This is a genomic window from Micromonospora foliorum (assembly GCF_022229015.1).
Classification (GTDB): Bacteria; Actinomycetota; Actinomycetes; order Mycobacteriales; family Micromonosporaceae; genus Micromonospora; species Micromonospora foliorum.
In genome coordinates this window covers 1-17,821 of the sequence record NZ_JAKKFF010000560.1, presented here as the reverse complement: position 1 = coordinate 17,821, position 17,821 = coordinate 1, and the positions used below count along the sequence as shown (strand labels likewise).

Here is a 17,821-nt window from a genome sequence, read left to right as displayed (position 1 = left end):
GTGATCCTGGACGACGACCTGGAGGAAGAACCACAGGAAATTCCGAAGATGTTGGAGACTGGGCTTGAGGGGAACGCGACAGTCGGCTACGGCAATCGCACCTTCGGCAGCCACAGCGCCTACAGCTTCTGGTACGTGATGGGCAACAAGGGCGTCACGATGGCGGCCAACGTGCTGTTCAACTCGTACATCGGTGACCTGGAGACCTGCTTCAAGCTGATGCCGGTGGCGCTCTACCGGTCGCTCGAGGTGCGTTCGCGCGGCTTCGGCATGGAGGCCGAGGTGACCGGCAAGCTGCTGCGTCGCCGGATCCGGCCGTACGAGGTGCCGATCAGCTACCGGGCGCGCGGCCGGGAAGAGGGCAAGAAGATCACCTGGAAGGACGGCGTCGAGGCGATCTGGATCCTCGGGCGCGAGCGCGCTCGCCGCCGCCCCGCCGTCTCAGCCGCCAACTGACCCCAGGAACGCGCTTATCGACCGCCGCAGGCCGTCGGCGTCCAGACCGTGCCACCGGGCGTGGTCGGCCGGATCGCCGTACCGTCGCAGGTCGGTCTGACCCACCCCGAGGGCGAGCAGCCGGTGCGGTAGGTCCGCCAGGGCCCGGCTGACGACCGCGCTCGACGTGCCCGCCAGGTACGGCTCGACAAGCACCACGTCGGTGTTGGCGAGCGCCCGCAGCCCACGCGTGTCGAACGGCCGGGGTGTGTGGGTGTACGCCACCGTCACGTCCATCCCCTCGGTCGCCGCCAGGGTGGGGTCGAGCATCGGTCCGACCGCCACCACGACCGGCGCGTCCGTCCCACCCCGCCGCAGTACCCGGAGCCGGCTGGCATCCGGGTACGCCACCGCGTTGCCCTGCTCGGAGAGCCGCAGGTAGATCGGATCGTCGGTGGTCGCGGCGGTGCGGAGCAGAGCTGCCACCTCGTCCGCGTGGCCGGGCACCCGGACCGTCCAGCCGTCGCCGAGGGAGTCGAAGAGCGCCACGTCCCCGGGCGACTGGTGGGTGCGGCCCTCCGCCGACCCGTCGTACGACGCGCCGATGCTGACCAGGACCGCGCCCACGCCCTGGTGGTCCAGATCCAACTTGATCTGCTCGTACGCCCGGTCCACCAGGAACGTCGCGTACGAGTGCGCGATCGGACGTAGCCCGGTCAGGGCGAGCCCGCCGGCCACGCCGATCATCATCTGCTCCCGGATCCCCACGTTGAGCACCCGGTCGGGGTATCGGTGCCCGACCTGGGCGAACTGGCTCACCGAGATGTCGGCAAGCACCAGTGCGGTACGCGGGTCCTCGTCGAGGAGCGCGGTGGCGGTGTCGATGAAGGCGGTACGCATGTCGGTCATCCCTTGCTCTCGGTGCGGGCGACCACCAGGTGCGGGTGTCGTGGCCGGTGCCCGGTCAGCGCCGCGTACAGGGCCTCGTGGTCCCGGCCGTCCACGGTGTCGGCGGTCCAGCCGTTGACGGTGAACCGGCTGGCGATGCCGCCGGCCCACCCGTAGCTGGCCGACGCGTTGTCGATGACGACCGCGGTGAGGCTGTCCAGGCCGGTTGCTCCCGCGTACGCGATTGCCTCGTGGTTGGATCCCTCGTCCAGTTCGGCGTCGCCGAGCAGCACGTACACCCGGGGTTTGTGCAGCCCCTGGGCGCGTAGGCCGAGCGCGGTGCCGACGGCCAGCCCGAGCCCGTGCCCGAGGGAACCGGAGCCGATCTCGACCCCGGGCACCAGGAGTCGGTCCGGGTGGTGGCCGAGCCGGCTCTCCGGGCCGGCCAGGTCGTCGAGCCAGGCGTCCGGGATGAAACCGTGCGCGGCGAGCACCGCGTAGTAGGCCGCAGGTCCGTGGCCCTTGGAGAGCAGGAACCGGTCCCGCTCCGGGTCGTCCGCGGTATCGGGAGTGACCCGCAGCACCCGGTCGTAGAGCACCTGGAGCACATCGATCGTGGAGTGCGCGCTCGGCGCGTGCTTCTCGTCGCCGGTCAGTCGTCGGATCAGCCCGGGCAGTCGGGCGGTGCTGTCGGTGGTCAGTGTGGTGGTCATGCCACTACTGTGTTAGTTGAAGTGCACTTCAACTCAAGGACCTGGTGATGCCGGATCTATTGACGATCGGTGAGCTGTCCGCCCGCTCCGGGGTGGCACCGTCGGCGCTGCGCTACTACGAGCGACTCGGGCTGATCCGCGCCGACCGTACCGGCGGCAACCAGCGCCGGTACGCCCGCGCCGAGCTGCGGCGGGTCGCCTTCATCCGGATCTCCCAGCAGGTCGGCGTCTCGCTCGACGAGATCCGGGCGGCACTCGACTCGCTCCCCGAGGCCCGCACCCCCAGCCCGCAGGACTGGGCGCGGCTCTCGGCGAGCTGGCGGAGCCGGCTGGACGAGCGGATCCGGCTGCTCACCAAGCTCCGCGACGACCTGGACGGCTGCATTGGCTGCGGCTGCCTGTCGTTGCAGCGCTGCACGCTCAACAACCCGGAGGACACGCTTGCCGGCGAGGGCCCGGGCGCCCGGCTGGTGCTGCCCCGACCGACCGACGACCCGACGCTGGCAGGCTCGCTCAACTGAGGCGGGCGCACCGCTTAGCTGACGGCGGACCGTCCACCCGGCGGGCGGGTGAGCAGCACCTTGCCGAAGTGATCGCTCGACTGGACGAGCCGGTGCGCCTGCGCCGCCTCGGTCATCGGCAGCCGCCGGTCCACGATCGGCTGGATCCGGCCCGCCTCGACCAACGGCCACACCTCGTCCCGTACGCCCTGCACGATCTCCGCCTTCTCGGCGAGCGGACGGGACCGTAGCGACGTCGCGCTGACGCTCGCCCGCTTGGCCAACAACGCGCCGAGATCCAACTCGGCCTTGCGCCCACCCTGCATTCCGATCACCACGAGCCGACCGCCGGTGGCCAGCGCGGAGACGTTCCGCCCCAGGTAGGACGCACCCATGATGTCGAGGATGACGTCCACGCCGCGCCCGTCGGTGACCCGCCGGGCCTCCTCGACGAAGTCCTGCTCCCGGTAGTCGATCAGGTGTGCCGCGCCCAGCTCACGCAGCCGGGCGTGCTTGGGCTCCCGCGCGGTGGTCAGCACGGTCACGCCGAGGGCCGCCCCGAGTTGGATGGCGAAGGTGCCGATCCCGCTGCCACCGCCGTGCACCAGCAGGGTCTCGCCCGCGCCGAGCCGTGCCACCTGGATCAGGTTCGACCAGACCGTGCAGGCCGCCTCGGGCAGCGCCGCCGCGTCGACCGGGTCGCAGGCCGGCACCGGCAGCAACTGCCCAGCGGGGACCGCCACCCGCTCCGCGTACCCGCCGCCGGCCAGCAGCGCGCAGACCTGTTGCCCGACCGCCCAACCGGCGACCTCCGCGCCAACCTCCGTGATCACCCCAGAGCATTCCAACCCGGGGTACGCGGGCGCGCCCGGCGGCGGCGGGTAGTGCCCCTGCCGTTGCAGCAGGTCAGCACGGTTGACCCCGCTGGCCCGCACATCCACGATCACCTCGTCCGGGCCCGGCTCCGGGTCGGGCACCTCGGCCCAGACCAGCGCGTCGGGTCCACCGGGTTCCGGAATCGTGATGGCTCGCATGGACCCAGTCTTCCCGATCTCACCGGGTGCCGCAGGCGCACCCTCCGGCCCACTGTGGACCCCGCAGACCGCCTGGCCGGCGCACCGGGGAGGGACGCCGGACCGCCCGGAGCGAGTCGTGGCAGACTATGCGTGGCCGTACACCCACGGGTGGCGGCCCAGGAGGGTTCGCCTAGTGGCCGATGGCGCTGGTCTTGAAAACCGGTAAGGCAGCGATGTCTTCGTGGGTTCGAATCCCACACCCTCCGCTCCTCTGGACAGCAAAAACGCCCCCCGACCAGCGCGAACGCTGGCCGGGGGGCGCTTCTGTGAATGGCGAGTCAGTCTCACTTCGTCCCGACCGGTGCCGCCGTGTCTCACTGGTCGTGCGATTCGTTGTCCGACATCGAGGGAGCGTGGGCAGCGGGGGTAAGAGTGATTGGCTATGCCAATCGAACGTCGAAGATCAGTGCCTTTTTCAACGCCGGAGCTGATGCCGTAATAACGAGTATGGCCGAGATCGCAAGCGCTCTCATCAGCGAGGCCCGCTCCCCATCGGTTGACGTCGGGCGGTTTAATGGCCCTGCCTAGTCATCGGCATCCGCGATTTTCTCCAGGATTCGTTGCACAGCAACTGTGTGGGGATGTTCCACTCCAAGAACACGCAGGTAGCCACTTAGAACCTTTTCGAATTCAAGCCTAGCCACGTCGTAGTTCCGTCGCTTGAGGAGAAAGTATGCGAGGCAAGAACGCATCCGCAGCGTCCTCGGATGATCTTCACCAACCACTTCCGCTGCAAATCTAAGGACCTCCTGGTGCGCCGCTTGCGCCTCATCATGCTCTTTTGTGTGCTCAAGGACGTGAGCCAATCCATGCAGTGCTTCTACCGTATTTGGGTGGCGTTCCCCAAGAACGCGGCGCCGCCCGTCAAGAACAACACGATACTCAGCTGCGGCAGCTTCGTACTCTCCCCTTTGTTGCAGAAGGCCCGACAGGCAATATCGGGTCTGGAGCGTTCCGGGATGATCGTCGCCCAGGACCCGTCGCTCCGCCTCCAAAACAGACCGATGCTCGGTTTCCGCTTCTTCGAGTTCCCCACTGGACGTAAGCACATCAGCCAAGTGATGCCGAGCCGACAGCGTAAGCCGATGATTTTCGCCTAGGACTGAACGTCTGGAGGCAATGACCTTGCCGTACTCCTCTTTCGCGGCTTCATACCTACCCCGACTTTTGAGGAACCCGGCATAGCTCGTGCGAACGCCGATGGTCTCTAGATCCTCGTTTCCGAATCGCCTCTCACGAATAAGAGTCAACTCTTTCAACTCATTCTCTACGGCATCATACTCGCCTAGATCCTCAAGGATTAGAGTATAACACTCACGAGTCTTGAGCGTTTTCCTGTGATGCGGTCCCATTGTACGCGCTTGGGCTTCGATCACCACAAGATGTTCCCTTGCGGCCTCGGCTGGCTTTCCACGGCTTCGAAGGGTGTGACCAAGGTTATGTCGAATGTTCAAAGTCTGGACATGGTCTTCACCCAGCGCTCGCCGCGCGGTTTCCAGAGCAAGCCGCTGCTCAGCCTCAGCTTCTTCATACTTGCCTTGCAAGTCTAAGAGCGATCCTAGGCACTGGCGAAGATTGAGAGTATAGGGAGCGTCTTCGCCTCTTACCCTTCGCGCCGTCTTAAGAACAGAAACGTGCTCGTTCCGCGCTTCTTCGAGGTTTCCGCGTTGGGAAAGTATATGGGCCAGCCTGTGGCGGCCCTCCAGGACGTCATCGCTTTCATCGCCGAGCCGACGTTGTTGAGCCGCTATTATTGATCTCAGTTCCACCTCTGCCTGTAGATACAGACCCCGCTCTTCAAGGTAACGGGTAGCAGCAAGCGCGGCCGATCCAGCAATGGCAGTCAGCTCATCAGGCACGCCAGTGAAGTCATCGAGGATGTGAAATAAATGGAGTATATGCGGCGTGAGGTACTGCCAACGAGGCCACCCTTCTTGAAGGGTTGGGCCGACGTCGGACGTCACTTTCCCGATCCTGATTACAAGGAGAGATATGTATGTCGAGCGGTTTCCACTCGCCGCAGCTCGACGTGCTGCATGACGTACCAGTGGATGAACTCTTAAGGTGAGGACTTCGTCACTTGAGGCATCCGCGGCTGACGGCAAAACGAGATCTATCATCGCCAGATTGTTCAGCGCCTGCAAGATCCGCCAAAGTTGAGGGCCATCTAGCCCCTGAAATGTGGCTGACCGAGCAAGCAGTCCTGGCTCCAATACCGTTTGATAGGGAATCGGTGCGTCGGCGAGATTGGACAACAGTTCCAACAATGAAACCGCGTGGAGAAGCCCTCGCTTCTCCAGCAGGCTAATAGATAGCTGCCAGACTCTTTCAATCAACTGCTCCCCACCCGGCGGGGGAAAATCCCCAACGATGCTGGCGCTATACTGCGAAAAGGACTTAATGGCATCGGCTTCCGGCCAAGGTGATGAAGTGGTCTCTGCCAAATACGAGCCGGCTATCCTCAGAGCTAACGGCAGACCGCCCAGTATGGTGGCCAAGGCGGCAGCCTCGCCCCTACTGCCAGCCCGATTGCCGGTGTGATCTAAGAGAACCTGAGCCCCATCGTCCGGTGCAAGCATGTCCATGACATGTAACTCGCACCACGATCCCCACAATTCTGGCGTGGCGTCACGAGAAGTTGCCAACACTCGTCCTTGCTCGGGGACGGTCGGTCTTATCCACCCAGTGCCATCGCTCAGGGCGCCGGGTGCTTCCCCAAGTAAGTTGGGGTTGTCGGCATTGTCAACCACCAGTAACCAATTTCCGGGAAATCTTTGAAGATGATTCCAGAGCACGTCCGATGCGTTCCCTTGGCCGAGTTCCTCGGCACTAGCGCCCACCTGACGAGCGACCGCGTGCATACCTGCAGCCAACAGCGCAGAATCGCCGGCATTAATCCACCAGACGTGGAAGTTGCGTGAGGATGCAGTGGCGGCAACGTCCAGCGCTACAGCCGTCTTTCCGCTCCCGCCGAGCCCATGAATGACGTGGACCCTCTTGCTCTGGTTTACGTCACTCAGCATCGCAGCAAGTCGCGTCGTGACGTGCGACCGCCCGCGTAGTGGCCGTGCTGGATCACGCCGTCCCAAGGGAGGCGCAACCGATACGGCAGTGGGTTGAGCAGCAAGCGCAGACGGGTTGCCGAGATAGACGTGTTGCGTGCCGGAGCCAAGTGCCGCAGTGTTACTTGATCCATCTGCCAAGATGTTCTGCACTATTCGTGGGACGCCCGCCGCCTGGTCGCTACTCATTCGCTACTCCCAGGGCTAGCTAAAGTTCACGTTCTGCACGCCATGCCCCTGAACGGCCTGGCGGCTATTGCCGTAGCCGACGACATGCTGCTGAACTTGGCCCGAAATTTGGGTCCCAGCTATCGCTAATGCCGCCTGCAGGTCGTTGGCCGAATCGGGATATCTCGCCAGAAAATCTTCCAACCGTGCTCTCCACGCGATCGCCAGTATTGCACGTGCGCTTTCGAGCTCGGCACCCGAGAGACCGTCTAGGGTCGATGCCGAATTGTCTAGGCAATACTCAATCTCTGACGTGGTGGTCGCCGTGTCTCGACGCATAACCCGCAAGACCCCGGACTTAACCGCAGTCCATGCGTCGGTGGCCATCGCTTCAGCGATAGCAGCGCCTCCAATTGATGCAAGCGCCAGCAAGCTCTCGGTCAGCATCTAACTCCGGCCTCCAGATCGGTGTACTGCGGGTATACACGATGACCTAGCCAGTTTCGACACTTGGTCAGAAAGTTGTCTGCCGGCAACCGGCAGAGGGGAACGCCTGTCGACACAGCTGGTTGCGACAGGGTGCCTGCAGACGCTTGGTCGCAGACCTCGAAAGCGTGCGAGGGCAGCAGCCGTCTCAGGTGTGTGGATGGTAGACGGGACGGCCGGGGGCGAGGGCTCGCGGGCCGCCGCACCTACGCATGGCGGCCCGCCAGTAATCAGCGCAGCCGCTTGGCGACGCTGCTGGCGATCATGGTGGCAGCGGCGCCCACAAGCGGTGCCGCGTAGACAGGGTACTCAGCTCTCTCATGATCTTGCCGGTGGCCCAAGTCGCCACCGTGCCAAGAGCGAGACTGATGATCAGCGCCTTCGGATCCATACTTCCTTCAACTTGATACGGCGATGATCACCTCCTATGCACCAGTCGAGCCTCGCTGGTTCTAGCGCACGCGTACGACAGAATTAGAGAGCGACACCAAGCGGCCCGAGTAATCCCTATGACGTAATCGTGTCGCGTGGCGGGCGTCGACTCGCATAACAGCAGGTCAGCGCGGGGAGCTTCGTGGTCTTGAAAACCGGTAAGGCAGCGATGTCTTCGTGGGTTCGAATCCCACACCCTCCGCCCACCTTGATCCACTCGACTCCCCGAAAGTCGGGGTGTCAGGACTCCTGGGACACCCCCACATCACTGAACCTGAATCGATCGCCTGGTCCATGCCTCGTAGCTGAGCAGCACGGCGAGGAACGCGGTGAGCAGGCCGAGCGCGGCCAGGTCGGGCAGGTACCGGCCGACGGGCAGCAACGGCAGCGCCACGACGGGAGCGACGAGCTGCCCCGGTCGCACGCGCCGGACGCTGAGACTCAGGAACGTCGCCCGGCCCGCGAGGAACAGGGCGGTCCCGCCGAACAGCGCGATCGCCGGCATCCAGTCCGAGGTGCCGGGGGACTCCTCGTCTGCGAGCCCGGCGAGGATCTGCTCGACTCCAAGCGCCACGTAGATGGTCCCGGCGAGCAGCGGAAAGTGGGCGAGGGTGTAGGCGTTGGCGCCGACGTGGGCCCGCCGTAGCCCGGACTCCATCATCAACGCCTGGCCGGCGGCCATCGCAGTGGAGGAGTACAGCCAGTACAGGCACACAGTGACGGCCAGCGTGAGGACCGCAGCCGCCAGGATCGGTCCGCGGATCCGCTGTGCCCCGACGCCAGCGCCGACCGAGATCAGGGACTCGCCGAGCGCAATGATCACCACGAGGCTGTGTCGCTCGGCGAAGTGACTGGGGCTCCGCACCGGCCACCCGCTCAGCACCGAGGACACCACCCCGCCGCCCATGTCGATGGTGAGGGCCGCCGCCCAGAGCAGGAGCTGTGCGGTGCCGCCGAGCACGGCACCGAGGACGAAGGGGATCCAGGACAGCACGGTCGAGAGGGCGTACAGACGAATGGTCCTGCTCAGCTGTCGGTTGCCCGCAGCGGCCCAATGAAAGAGCGCCAGAGCGATGACGCGAAGCGTGACGTAGGCCAGCACCAGGATCAGTCGTTGTCTCGTCGTGCCCGGCCCGGTCGCCCAGGCGTCGGGGATGACCAGTGCGACGAGGAAGACGGCGGCCATCGAGACCGTCACACCGGCACGGATCAGCCCCACGTCGATGCGGACGTGGTTGCCCAGCCAGGAGTAGACCACCCAGGAGATCCACAGCAACAGGAGTACGAGGAATCCCTGCGTGAGCGCCACCGGCGACGGCCGCTCGCTCATGAACGTGGTGACCCGGATGAGTCCGAAGACGAACACCAGATCGAAGAAGATCTCGAACAGGGTGGTTCGGTGTGTCTCCGCGGTCGCCACCGGCCGCGACCGGAAGATCCGCCCCATCAGGTCATCTTCACCGGTTGCAAGGTGGCGGTCCGGCGCGCTGTGTTTCGGTCACTCCGGCGGGTCGGTGGCCCGCTGCTCTCGGCGGATCGTCTCCTCGGCCAGTCGCTCGACCGCGCGTCTGCGTTCGTCGGCGATGGCTCGCTCGTCCCGGCGGCGGAACGCGGTGACAACGGCTACCACGAAGTCCCGCCAGATGCCGGCCACGGTGTCCCCCTGCGGAACGTTGCCCGAACTCAAACGTAGCTCCGCGAAACCACAGTCGGTCAGCGCGTGCTTCCGGTCGTCGGGAGGGCCGTGGCGGGGTAAGAAGGGGCTGGTATCTCCGCACATCGGAAGGACGCGTCCCCATGACCCTGGAACGACCGATCGCCCCGGACCCGTACGAGCTGCTGCCGACGCTGCCCTCGTTCACGCTGACGAGTGACGACGTGCAGAACGGCGAGCCGATGGACGCCCGGCACGCGCATGGCAGCACCGGGGGTGACAACGTCTCGCCGCAGCTGGCCTGGTCGGACTTCCCCGCCGAGACGAAGAGCTTCGCGGTGACCTGCTACGACCCCGACGCGCCGACCGGGAGCGGTTTCTGGCACTGGGTGCTGGTGAACGTGCCGGCCAGCGTCACCCAGTTGCCCACCGGCGCCGGTGGCGCGGCGGGCACCGACCTCGGCGGGGCGTTCTCGGTCCGCAACGACTACGGCGAGCAGGGGTACGGCGGTGCGGCTCCGCCGCCCGGTGACCGCCCGCACCGGTACGTCTTCGCGGTGCACGCCCTGGACGTCGACCGCCTGGACCTGACCCCGGACGCCAGCCCTGCCTACGTCGGCTTCAACCTGACGTTCCACACCCTGGCCCGAGCGGTGATCCGCCCGACGTACCAGATCAAGGAATGATCCGTACCCCGCGATCTTGCAGGTGACCGTGAGGCACGCTGCAAGATCGCGGGGGTGGGTGGGTCAGGCCGGGACGCGCGCCACGGCGAAGACGGACTGGCCGAACGGCGGAAGGACGAGCTGCTCGGCGGCCTTGGTGGCGGGCAGGACGAGGGTGTCGTACACCTTGACCATCGGGCCCTCCTTCGGCATCAGCCGGAAGACCTTGGTGGCCATGAAGTAGCCGATCAGCCCGAGCGCGTTGGCGTAGTGCATCTTCTCGACGGTCAGGCCGGCGTCGGTCATCGCCGCCCCGAGCGTCTTCTTCGTGTAGCGGCGGACGTGCCCGGTGGCGATGTCGGCCGGGCCCATCGCGAACTGGAACGCGGGCACGATGATGATCACGGCACCGCCGGGTCGGACCAGGTCGCGCATGCTCTGCAGCGCGCCCACGTGGTCCTCAATGTGCTCCAGGACGTTGTACGAGACGGCGGCGCTGTAGTCGCCCCGGTCGTTGTGCGGCAGCAGCATCTGCCGGACGTTGATGTTCGGACGGTCGGCGAGGCGCTCCTTGAGCTGCACCAGCCGGTCCGGGTCGGCCTCGGTCGCGGTGAACCGAGGTAGCCGCTCGGACCATTCCAGCGCGTAGTCACCGAGGCCGCTGCCGATCTCGATCGGGTCGTCGCCGAGGTACGGCACGGCCAGTTCGATGAACCAGCGACGGTGGTTGACAGCGGTTGCCAGGCCTTCCAGGACCTCGGACTGAACGCGCTGATCCCCAGTGATTTCTGCCATGCGTCGATTCCTCACGATATGAACTCGACCCGTGCCTGGACCGACAGAGTGAATCATCCGCTGGGACGGCGAAAGAATCGGGGCATCGGGGTGGCCGAATTGTGGTCGGGGGGTGGGTTCGTGATCGGCGGTCGGCGAACCCGGCACATAGTACGGCAGTACACCGAAACATGTCACGGCGGCGTCATACGCTGACTACCCTATGAATTGTCATGACTACTCCTGAGCCGGACGTGCCCAGCGACAGCGGCGGCCCGGCCGCCGCGTCGTCGGCGGAGGGGGCCTCCGGTGCCGTTCGGCCTTCCCGCAGGGGGATGTGGGCCGATCTGGCCGCCGTGCTGAGCTTCGTGCTGCTCGGCTTCTGGGTTACCTGTCGCCTCTGGCTGGATCCGGGTAGTGGCGTGCGGGACAACCAGTCCGATCAGTCGCAGTTCGAATGGATGATGGCCCACGGTGCGCGAGTAGTCACGCACTTTGCGTATCCGTTCCATTCCAATCAGATGAACGTCCCCGACGGCGTGAATCTGATGGCCAATACGTCCGTATTATCCATTTCATTGCCAATGACGCCGATCACCCTGTTGCTCGGACCGCGGGTGTCATTTCTGATCTTTCTCACCGCCGGCATGATTGCCACCGCCACGGCCTGGTATTTCCTGCTCTCCCGGGTCCTGATCGGCAGTCGGGGGCCGGCGTGGCTGGGTGCCGGCTTCTGCGCGTTCGCGCCGGCCATGGTGTCGCACGCCAATGGGCACCCGAACATCGTGTCGCAGTTCGTCGTCCCGTTGATCATTTGGCGCACGCTGCGACTCGGCGAACCGGGCCGCTGGCTGCGCAACGGGGTCCTCCTCGCACTGGTCATCGTCTGGCAGGCCTTCCTCAACCTGGAGATCCTGCTGATGACCGCGATCGGGCTCGGTGTGGTCGTCGGTGTGCTCGCCCTCGGCCGCGCGGATCTGCGATCGCGGGCCCGACCCTTCCTCGCCGGCCTGGCTGTCGCCGCCGGGGTCGCCGGCCTCCTGCTGGCGTACCCCCTCTACGTCCAGTTCTTCGGGCCGGACGCGTACTCCGGGCTGTCCCGCCTGATCCGCGGCTACTCCAGCGACCTGGCCTCGTTCGTCGCGTACTCCCGGGAATCCCTCGCCGGTAGCGCGCGCACCGCCGCCGGCCTGGCCAAGAACCCGACCGAGGAGAACAGCTTCTTCGGTTGGGCGCTGGCGGTGCTGGTGGTCGCCCTGGTCTGGTGGCTGCGCCGCTCGATCGTGGTGCTCGCGCTGGCCGCGCTCGGGTTGCTCTTCGCGGTGCTCTCGCTGGGCCGGGAGGTCCGCTTCGACAACCGGGGTACGGGTGTGCCGGGGCCCTGGGCGGCGCTGGAGAACCTGCCCATCCTGCACTCGGTGGTGCCGACGCGCTGGGCGTTGGCAATCACCCCGATCGTCGGGCTGCTGCTCGCCTACGGCGCCGAACGGGCCCGCGAGTTGGCCGGCGCGCACCCGGTCGCCCGCGGGCAGGTCCGTTTCGTCACCGCCACCGTGCTCACCATGGCCCTGTTGCCGATCGTCCCCACCCCGCTGCCCGTGGCCCACCTCGACCCGGTCCCCACCTTCGTGACCAGTGGGGCGTGGCGGCCGTACGTGACCGGTGGGCGAAGCGTGGTGACCCTGCCGTTGCCGGACAACACGTACGCGGCGCCGCTGCGCTGGTCGGCGGCGACCCGGCTGGACATGCCGTTGGCCCGCGGCTACTTCCTCGGCCCGGACACCCGCCCGAACGCCGATCCGCCGAAGGTCGCGCTGTTCGGGGCGACTCCCCGCCCCACCAGCAGCTTCTTCGGCACCATCCGGCGCACCGGGGCGGTGCCACCGATCACCCCGCAGAGCCGGGTCCGGGCGGTCGACGACCTGCGCTACTGGCGGGCGGGGGTGGTCATCCTCGGGCCACACGAGCACGAGGCCGCGCTGCGCCGGGGGATGACCGAGCTGACCGGGATCCAACCGGTCTTCACCGGCGGCGTGTGGGTGTGGGACGTCCGGTCGTTTACCGACTGAGCGGTGCGGCCCAGCCCGGCGGGCTAGCGGACGCAGCAGCCCTGGCAGACCTTCGGCCGGGGCAGGGTGAAGGCGAGGCAGCAGGTGCGGCGCTGCACGGTGGGCTCACCGGTCGGCCCGGGCACCAGCTCGATCAGGTCGGCCAGGTCGAGTGCGCCGAGCAGGGTGTCGATGCTCTGCACCGTGGAGCCGGGCAGGCCGTCTGCGGCCCGCAGGATGCCGTGCGCGATGCCGGAGGCGACCGAGCCGAGCAGCGTCCGGGTGCCCACCCGGACCTCGGACTGGATCGCCGTGATGAGCGGCGCCAGGTGGGCGTCGAGCAATGACGCGCGCAGCGCGGCCAGCAGCTCGGCCTCGTCGGCGACGACCCGCACCTCCGGCAGGCCGGCGAGCGCCAGCGGATCGTTCGGAAGCACCGCCACGGTGGTGCCCCGGCGCAGGCCCATGGTGAGCAGCTGCCGGTGGTCCTCGAAGTGGATCAGCAGGTCGGCCGGGTCCAGCAGGGGCACCCGCCGGGCGGAGGCCCAGCCGAGCACGACCGGCAGCGCGGCCCAGTAGCTGTACGACTTCCAGGCCAGCGCGGCGCAGGCGTGCGGGGTGCCGCCCCAGCGGACGGCGGCGCCGTTCAGCAGCTCCGGCAGTCGGCTGCCGTCGATCAGGGTGGTGGCGGGCGCCCAGCCGAGCTCGTCGTCGACAAGCAGGCCCCGGGCGAGGCCGGGGAGGTCGTCGGTGCCGAACATGGCCCGCAGCGCGGCGGTGACAGGGGCGAGCGGCGTGGTGGCGGCCTCCCGCCGTGGCATCACCGCTGTCACCTGAGTCATCCCCTGCCTGCGTGACCGAGGAGTGCGCCCCGGCGGACGACAAGTGCCGTCCTGAGCTAAGGCTAGCCTAACCAGACCCCTGGCCGTAAGGGAAGCCTCACCTTGGTCACATCCCGGACGCCCAGGTCACCCCGCCTTCGACGGGAGTAGCGCCTCGCGTACTACCCGGAGTCAGTGCTGGGAAACGCCGCCGCACAATCGATCGTCGTCGGTGAATTGTCAAGTGGTGTGTCGAAAACATGCCACATGCGTGTGCGCTCGGGCACGGAACGTGAAACTTATATCCCCGGCCACGAGGAAGCTCATGACGACCTCACCCCTCGAACGGGCTGCCGACTCCTTCGCGGCCGAGCTCGCCCGGCAACGGACCGGGCGCGGGCTGTCCAAGAAGCAACTGGCCGTCCTGATGGGGTTCGACCCGTCCTACGTGAGCCACGTCGAGGGGCGCCGGCACCGCCCGACCGAGGACTTCGCCCGCCGCGCGGAGGCCGTCCTGGAGGCCAGCGGCGCGATCTGGCAGCGCTTCCGGGAGTACGACGACCTACGGCACGCCCGGACGGGTCAGCCGCACCGCGAGCCGTACCTGCCGGGACAGTGGCTGCCACCCGGCACCGGCCTGGTCGTGGAACGGGAACTGGCCACCCTCACCCACGCCGAGGACGGCTACCGGTGCGTCATCCACCGTGAGCTGTACAACGCCGGCACCGAGCCGGTCACCCGCTACCTGGTCCGGGTCGCCGTCGACCGCTACCCGAACGACCCCGGCCGCTCCAACCGGCACCACCGGGAGCACCCCCTCACCTTCGCCGAGCTGCAGATCCAAGCCCATCGAGACGACGGCGGCGGAGACCCGGAGCCGATGCACTGGCGAGCCAAACACGATCGGGACGCGTTCAAGGAGATCTGGCTGCTCTTCGAGAACGGGGAGCGGCGCTTCCCCCTCTACCCCGGCGACCGGGCCACCATCGAGTACGCGTACAGCGTCGGGCCCGAGAAGTGGGGCCCCTGGTTCCAGCGAGCCGTCCGGCTGCCCACCCGGCAGCTCGCCGTACGCCTGGACCTGCCTGCGGCGCTCGACCCACAGGTCTGGGGCGTGGAGACCTCGCTCAGCGCGGAGGAGGGCCCGCTGCGGACGGCGCCCCAGCGTCACGACGAGGGCGACCGGGCGATCTACGACTGGCAGACCGACGACCCACCGTTGAACGCCCGCTACCGGATGCAGTGGCGGTTCCGCGCCCGCCCGGACAACGAACCGGACATCGGCCCCGGCGCCGCCCGGGTCCGACCCAGCGACCGGATGCGCGGCCTCGGCATCGTGCAACGCGGTGCCGACCTGCTCCGTCAGCGCGCCCGCCCGTTCGACCTGCCCGCGGAGGAACACGTCGCCCGGGACGTGGTCGACCGGCTCACCATGGCCCTGGCCCGGCTCGACGAACTGCACCCGTTCAGCAAGGGGGTGGGTGTCGCCGCCCCGCAGTTCGGCATCGACCGGGCGGCGGCCGTGGTCCGGCCCCCCGACCGGTCGGCGGAGCCGGTGGTGCTGCTCAACCCCCGGGTGGTCGACGCCGACCCCGAGACCGACGAGCAGTACGAGGGCTGCCTCTCCTTCTTCGACCACCGAGGTCTGGTGCCCCGGCCGCTGCGCCTGGACGTGGAGCACGCCCAGTGGGACGGCAGCCGGATCATCACCTCGTTCGAGTTCGGCATGGCCCGGCTGGTCGCCCACGAGGTCGACCACCTGGAGGGCCGGCTCTACGTCGACCGGATGGCACCCGGCGTGCCGTTGGTGCCGGTGGAGGAGTACCGCGAGACCGGGCACCCCTGGCGCTACTGACCAGGAAGGGACCGGGGCGCGTGCCCCAGGGGGCAGGGGCACGCGCCCCGGTGTGGGGGGAGGAACGTCTAGAGGTCACCGAAGGTGTCGTAGCGGATGTGCGGCGCCGGCACGTCGTCCGCGGCGAGCACCCGCAGGGTGGACCGGACCATCCGGGCGGCGCCGGAGACGTAGCAGTCGTGCGTGGTCCACGGGCCGTACCGGGCCACCACCTCCGGGATTTCGCCCTGCTCGCCGTCGAAGTCCGGGTCCTCACTGCACGCCGGGGTGACCGACAACCACGGGTGTACGGCCACCAACTCCTGCAACGCCGCCAGGCCGTACAGGTCGGCCGCCTGCCGGGCGCCGTAGAAGACGTGCACCCACCGGGTCCGGTTGTAGGTGGCCAACTCCTCCACCAGCGCCTTGATCGGTGCCAGCCCGACGCCGCCGGCCACGCAGAGGACGTCCCGTTCCGAGGCGCGGTCCAGCGTCATCGACCCCATCGGCGCCGCCAGGCGCAGCAGGTCACCAGGCCGCACCCGGCGCACCAGCGCCCCGGACACCCAGCCGGCCCCCGGAGACCGCACGTGGAACTCCAGCACGTTGTCGTCGTTCGGGGCGTTCGCCACGGAGTAGTTGCGCCACACCCGGGGGTGGTAGCGCGGCACCTCCAGGCTCACGTACTGCCCCGCCTGCCAGCGCAGCGGATGCTGCAACGCCCGGCAGGTCAGCACGGCGGTGTCCGGGCCGTACCGCTCATGGGTCAGCACCTCGGCGTGCCAGAACGGCGGGTCGTCGTCGGAGGCGGCGCCGGCCACCATCAGGGCGGCGATCGCCGCGTACGCGTCCCGCCACGCCTGGTCGTACTCCAGGTTCCAGCCGTCGCCGGCGGTGCTGCGCAGCGCGTCCAGCAGGGCGACGCCCATCGTGGCGTAGTGCCGCTCGTCGACGTGGTACTTGCGGTGGTCGCGGCCCAGCGCCCGAAGGAACTCGTCGAAGCTCTCCGGGTCGTCGACGGTGTGGATCGCCGTGATGATCGCTTCGAGTAGGCGGTCGCCCTGCCCGGTCATCTGCACCGGGAAGAGTTGCCGCAGGGCGGGGTCGAGCAGGAACAGCCGAGCGTAGAAGTGACCGCTCAACCGGACCCGGTCGTCCTCGACCAGGGTCCAGCTCTCCTTCAGCAACCGCGCGAGGTTGTCCACGGACGCTCCTTCTCCAGACGGCAACGGATCGGGCGCCCATAGAATCTCCACGGAGAGTGTCGACCGGTCGCACAGAATGTGCGATCGGCTCATGGTGGCCGGTCGGCCATGTCACAGCTGTCGCACGTCGGGCAGAGTGGTGCGGTGACAGTTGAGCTGACCCGCCCGGTGTCCCGCCGACTGCTGGGCACCGAGACGCTGCTGGTCCTCGGCCTCTCCCTCGGCCAGTCCGCGATCTACGCGGTGGTGTCGATCATCGCGAAGCTGACCGCCGACGGTCCCCTCTCCAAGCAGACCGCCTCGCTGAACACCTCGGCGTCGGCCCGCCCCTGGCTGGACCTCACGTACCAGCTGCTCGGCATCGTGTTCGCGCTGCTGCCGGTGCTGCTCGCCGTACACCTGCTCAGCCGTGACCCCGGCGACCCGGCGCGGACCCTCGGCCTGGACGCCCGACGGCCCGGTCAGGACGTGGCGCGCGGGGCCGGCCTGGCGGCGCTGATCGGCCTACCCGGGTTGGCGCTGTTCTGGGTGGCGGCTCACCTGGGCCTCAACGCCACGCTGGTGCCGGCCGCGCTGCCGTCGGTCTGGTGGGCGGTCCCGGTGCTGATCCTCGCCGCCGTGCAGAACGCCGTGCTGGAGGAGGTGATCGTGGTCGGTTACCTGGTCACCCGGCTGCGCCAGCTCCAGTGGCGGCTGGCCGCGATCATCGCGGCGAGTGCGCTGCTGCGCGGCTCGTACCACCTCTACCAGGGCTTCGGCGCGTTCGTCGGCAACGCGATCATGGGCGTCGTGTTCAGCCTCTTCTACCTGCGCACCCGGCGGGTGATGCCGCTGGTCATCGCGCACACCCTGCTCGACGTGTTCGCCTTCGCCGGCTACGCGCTGCTGCCCCGGGAGTGGTTCGACTGGCTCTGACCGGTCAGCGCCGGTCGGGTCGGTAGACCGCCACCGATCGGGCCGCGAGCCGGTCGGCCGCCGCCGAGTCACCCAGCGCCGCCGCGAGCACCGCCGCGCCCGGCAGCAACCGGGCCACCAGCCGCAACGCCACCCATCCGCCGGC

Annotated in this window: 16 protein-coding genes, 1 tRNA gene and 1 pseudogene; 8 read left to right on the top strand and 10 right to left on the bottom strand. The window is 67.8% G+C overall.

The window, feature by feature from the left end:
- Positions 1-456 (top strand): glycosyltransferase family protein (locus PSH25_RS30840; RefSeq protein WP_502361367.1); only part of this gene is annotated, 456 nt, incomplete at its 5' end.
- Here PSH25_RS30840 and PSH25_RS30835 read toward each other — a convergent pair.
- Both PSH25_RS30835 and PSH25_RS30830 read right to left on the bottom strand, forming a co-directional pair.
- Positions 442-1,335, bottom strand: coding sequence for a transketolase family protein (locus PSH25_RS30835; RefSeq protein WP_238662402.1), 894 nt, complete (start codon positions 1,333-1,335; stop codon positions 442-444). The genes PSH25_RS30840 and PSH25_RS30835 overlap by 15 nt on opposite strands.
- Positions 1,336-1,340: 5 nt before the next feature.
- The gene (locus tag PSH25_RS30830) at positions 1,341-2,036 is read right to left on the bottom strand and encodes a thiamine pyrophosphate-binding protein (RefSeq protein WP_238662401.1); all 696 of its coding nucleotides are present in this window, start codon (positions 2,034-2,036) and stop codon (positions 1,341-1,343) included.
- 47 nt (positions 2,037-2,083) lie between these two features.
- Here PSH25_RS30830 and soxR point away from each other — a divergent pair, with 47 nt between their 5' ends.
- The gene (soxR, locus tag PSH25_RS30825) at positions 2,084-2,557 is read left to right on the top strand and encodes a redox-sensitive transcriptional activator SoxR (RefSeq protein ID WP_238662400.1); all 474 of its coding nucleotides are present in this window, start codon (positions 2,084-2,086) and stop codon (positions 2,555-2,557) included.
- 14 nt (positions 2,558-2,571) lie between these two features.
- On the opposite strand, the gene PSH25_RS30820 is transcribed toward soxR, so the two are convergent.
- A complete protein-coding gene (locus PSH25_RS30820; RefSeq protein ID WP_238662399.1) occupies positions 2,572-3,570 on the bottom strand; it encodes an NAD(P)H-quinone oxidoreductase in 999 nt (332 codons plus the stop codon).
- A gap of 161 nt (positions 3,571-3,731) precedes the next feature.
- Here PSH25_RS30820 and PSH25_RS30815 point away from each other — a divergent pair.
- Together PSH25_RS30815 and PSH25_RS30810 are read left to right on the top strand one after the other, a co-directional pair.
- Positions 3,732-3,818, top strand: a tRNA-Ser gene (locus PSH25_RS30815).
- Positions 3,819-3,939: 121 nt separating this feature from the next.
- Positions 3,940-4,140 (top strand): annotated as a pseudogene (locus tag PSH25_RS30810) (HAD family hydrolase); the annotation flags it as partial.
- Here PSH25_RS30810 and PSH25_RS30805 read toward each other — a convergent pair.
- The 4 genes from PSH25_RS30805 to PSH25_RS30790 form a co-directional block, all read right to left on the bottom strand.
- A complete protein-coding gene (locus PSH25_RS30805) occupies positions 4,137-6,635 on the bottom strand; it encodes a tetratricopeptide repeat protein (protein ID WP_238662398.1) in 2,499 nt (832 codons plus the stop codon). The pseudogene PSH25_RS30810 and the gene PSH25_RS30805 sit on opposite strands and share 4 nt — an antisense overlap.
- A gap of 243 nt (positions 6,636-6,878) precedes the next feature.
- Positions 6,879-7,289, bottom strand: coding sequence for a hypothetical protein (locus PSH25_RS30800; RefSeq protein WP_238662397.1), 411 nt, complete (start codon positions 7,287-7,289; stop codon positions 6,879-6,881).
- Positions 7,290-8,025: 736 nt separating this feature from the next.
- Positions 8,026-9,207 carry a low temperature requirement protein A gene (locus tag PSH25_RS30795; RefSeq protein WP_238662396.1) on the bottom strand — a complete coding sequence of 394 codons (1,182 nt, stop codon included), beginning with the start codon at positions 9,205-9,207 and terminating at the stop codon, positions 8,026-8,028.
- Positions 9,208-9,258: 51 nt separating this feature from the next.
- The gene (locus PSH25_RS30790; RefSeq protein WP_238662395.1) at positions 9,259-9,447 is read right to left on the bottom strand and encodes a hypothetical protein; all 189 of its coding nucleotides are present in this window, start codon (positions 9,445-9,447) and stop codon (positions 9,259-9,261) included.
- Between the two features lie 110 nt (positions 9,448-9,557).
- Here PSH25_RS30790 and PSH25_RS30785 point away from each other — a divergent pair, with 110 nt between their 5' ends.
- The gene (locus PSH25_RS30785; RefSeq protein ID WP_238662394.1) at positions 9,558-10,100 is read left to right on the top strand and encodes a YbhB/YbcL family Raf kinase inhibitor-like protein; all 543 of its coding nucleotides are present in this window, start codon (positions 9,558-9,560) and stop codon (positions 10,098-10,100) included.
- Between the two features lie 63 nt (positions 10,101-10,163).
- Here the strand turns inward: PSH25_RS30785 and PSH25_RS30780 are convergent, their stop codons facing one another.
- Positions 10,164-10,874, bottom strand: a complete 711-nt coding sequence (locus tag PSH25_RS30780) for a class I SAM-dependent methyltransferase (RefSeq protein WP_238662393.1) — start codon at positions 10,872-10,874, stop codon at positions 10,164-10,166.
- Positions 10,875-11,086: 212 nt separating this feature from the next.
- On the opposite strand from PSH25_RS30780, the gene PSH25_RS30775 reads away from it, so the two are divergent.
- Positions 11,087-12,922, top strand: coding sequence for a DUF6311 domain-containing protein (locus PSH25_RS30775; RefSeq protein ID WP_372492889.1), 1,836 nt, complete (start codon positions 11,087-11,089; stop codon positions 12,920-12,922).
- A 23-nt stretch (positions 12,923-12,945) separates the two neighbouring features.
- Here the strand turns inward: PSH25_RS30775 and PSH25_RS30770 are convergent, their stop codons facing one another.
- On the bottom strand, positions 12,946-13,722 hold the full coding sequence (locus tag PSH25_RS30770; RefSeq protein ID WP_238662403.1) for an IucA/IucC family C-terminal-domain containing protein: 777 nt from the start codon (positions 13,720-13,722) through the stop codon (positions 12,946-12,948).
- Between the two features lie 325 nt (positions 13,723-14,047).
- Between PSH25_RS30770 and PSH25_RS30765 the strand changes: the two genes are divergently transcribed.
- The gene (locus PSH25_RS30765) at positions 14,048-15,577 is read left to right on the top strand and encodes a peptide deformylase (protein WP_238662392.1); all 1,530 of its coding nucleotides are present in this window, start codon (positions 14,048-14,050) and stop codon (positions 15,575-15,577) included.
- A 68-nt stretch (positions 15,578-15,645) separates the two neighbouring features.
- Here the strand turns inward: PSH25_RS30765 and PSH25_RS30760 are convergent, their stop codons facing one another.
- Positions 15,646-16,761, bottom strand: a complete 1,116-nt coding sequence (locus PSH25_RS30760; protein WP_238662391.1) for a globin domain-containing protein — start codon at positions 16,759-16,761, stop codon at positions 15,646-15,648.
- A 144-nt stretch (positions 16,762-16,905) separates the two neighbouring features.
- On the opposite strand from PSH25_RS30760, the gene PSH25_RS30755 reads away from it, so the two are divergent.
- The gene (locus PSH25_RS30755; RefSeq protein ID WP_238662390.1) at positions 16,906-17,676 is read left to right on the top strand and encodes a CPBP family intramembrane glutamic endopeptidase; all 771 of its coding nucleotides are present in this window, start codon (positions 16,906-16,908) and stop codon (positions 17,674-17,676) included.
- Positions 17,677-17,821: the final 145 nt, after the last annotated feature.

Bases quoted from the DNA above. Each gene is read 5' to 3' on its own strand.
- PSH25_RS30835 (WP_238662402.1), bottom strand. From the start codon at position 1,335: ATGCGTACCGCCTTCATCGACACCGCCACCGCGCTCCTCGACGAGGAC.
- PSH25_RS30830 (WP_238662401.1), bottom strand. From the start codon at position 2,036: ATGACCACCACACTGACCACCGACAGCACCGCCCGACTGCCCGGGCTG.
- soxR (WP_238662400.1), top strand. From the start codon at position 2,084: ATGCCGGATCTATTGACGATCGGTGAGCTGTCCGCCCGCTCCGGGGTG.
- PSH25_RS30820 (WP_238662399.1), bottom strand. From the start codon at position 3,570: ATGCGAGCCATCACGATTCCGGAACCCGGTGGACCCGACGCGCTGGTC.
- PSH25_RS30805 (WP_238662398.1), bottom strand. From the start codon at position 6,635: ATGCTGAGTGACGTAAACCAGAGCAAGAGGGTCCACGTCATTCATGGG.
- PSH25_RS30800 (WP_238662397.1), bottom strand. From the start codon at position 7,289: ATGCTGACCGAGAGCTTGCTGGCGCTTGCATCAATTGGAGGCGCTGCT.
- PSH25_RS30795 (WP_238662396.1), bottom strand. From the start codon at position 9,207: ATGGGGCGGATCTTCCGGTCGCGGCCGGTGGCGACCGCGGAGACACAC.
- PSH25_RS30785 (WP_238662394.1), top strand. From the start codon at position 9,558: ATGACCCTGGAACGACCGATCGCCCCGGACCCGTACGAGCTGCTGCCG.
- PSH25_RS30780 (WP_238662393.1), bottom strand. From the start codon at position 10,874: ATGGCAGAAATCACTGGGGATCAGCGCGTTCAGTCCGAGGTCCTGGAA.
- PSH25_RS30775 (WP_372492889.1), top strand. From the start codon at position 11,087: ATGACTACTCCTGAGCCGGACGTGCCCAGCGACAGCGGCGGCCCGGCC.
- PSH25_RS30770 (WP_238662403.1), bottom strand. From the start codon at position 13,722: ATGCCACGGCGGGAGGCCGCCACCACGCCGCTCGCCCCTGTCACCGCC.
- PSH25_RS30765 (WP_238662392.1), top strand. From the start codon at position 14,048: ATGACGACCTCACCCCTCGAACGGGCTGCCGACTCCTTCGCGGCCGAG.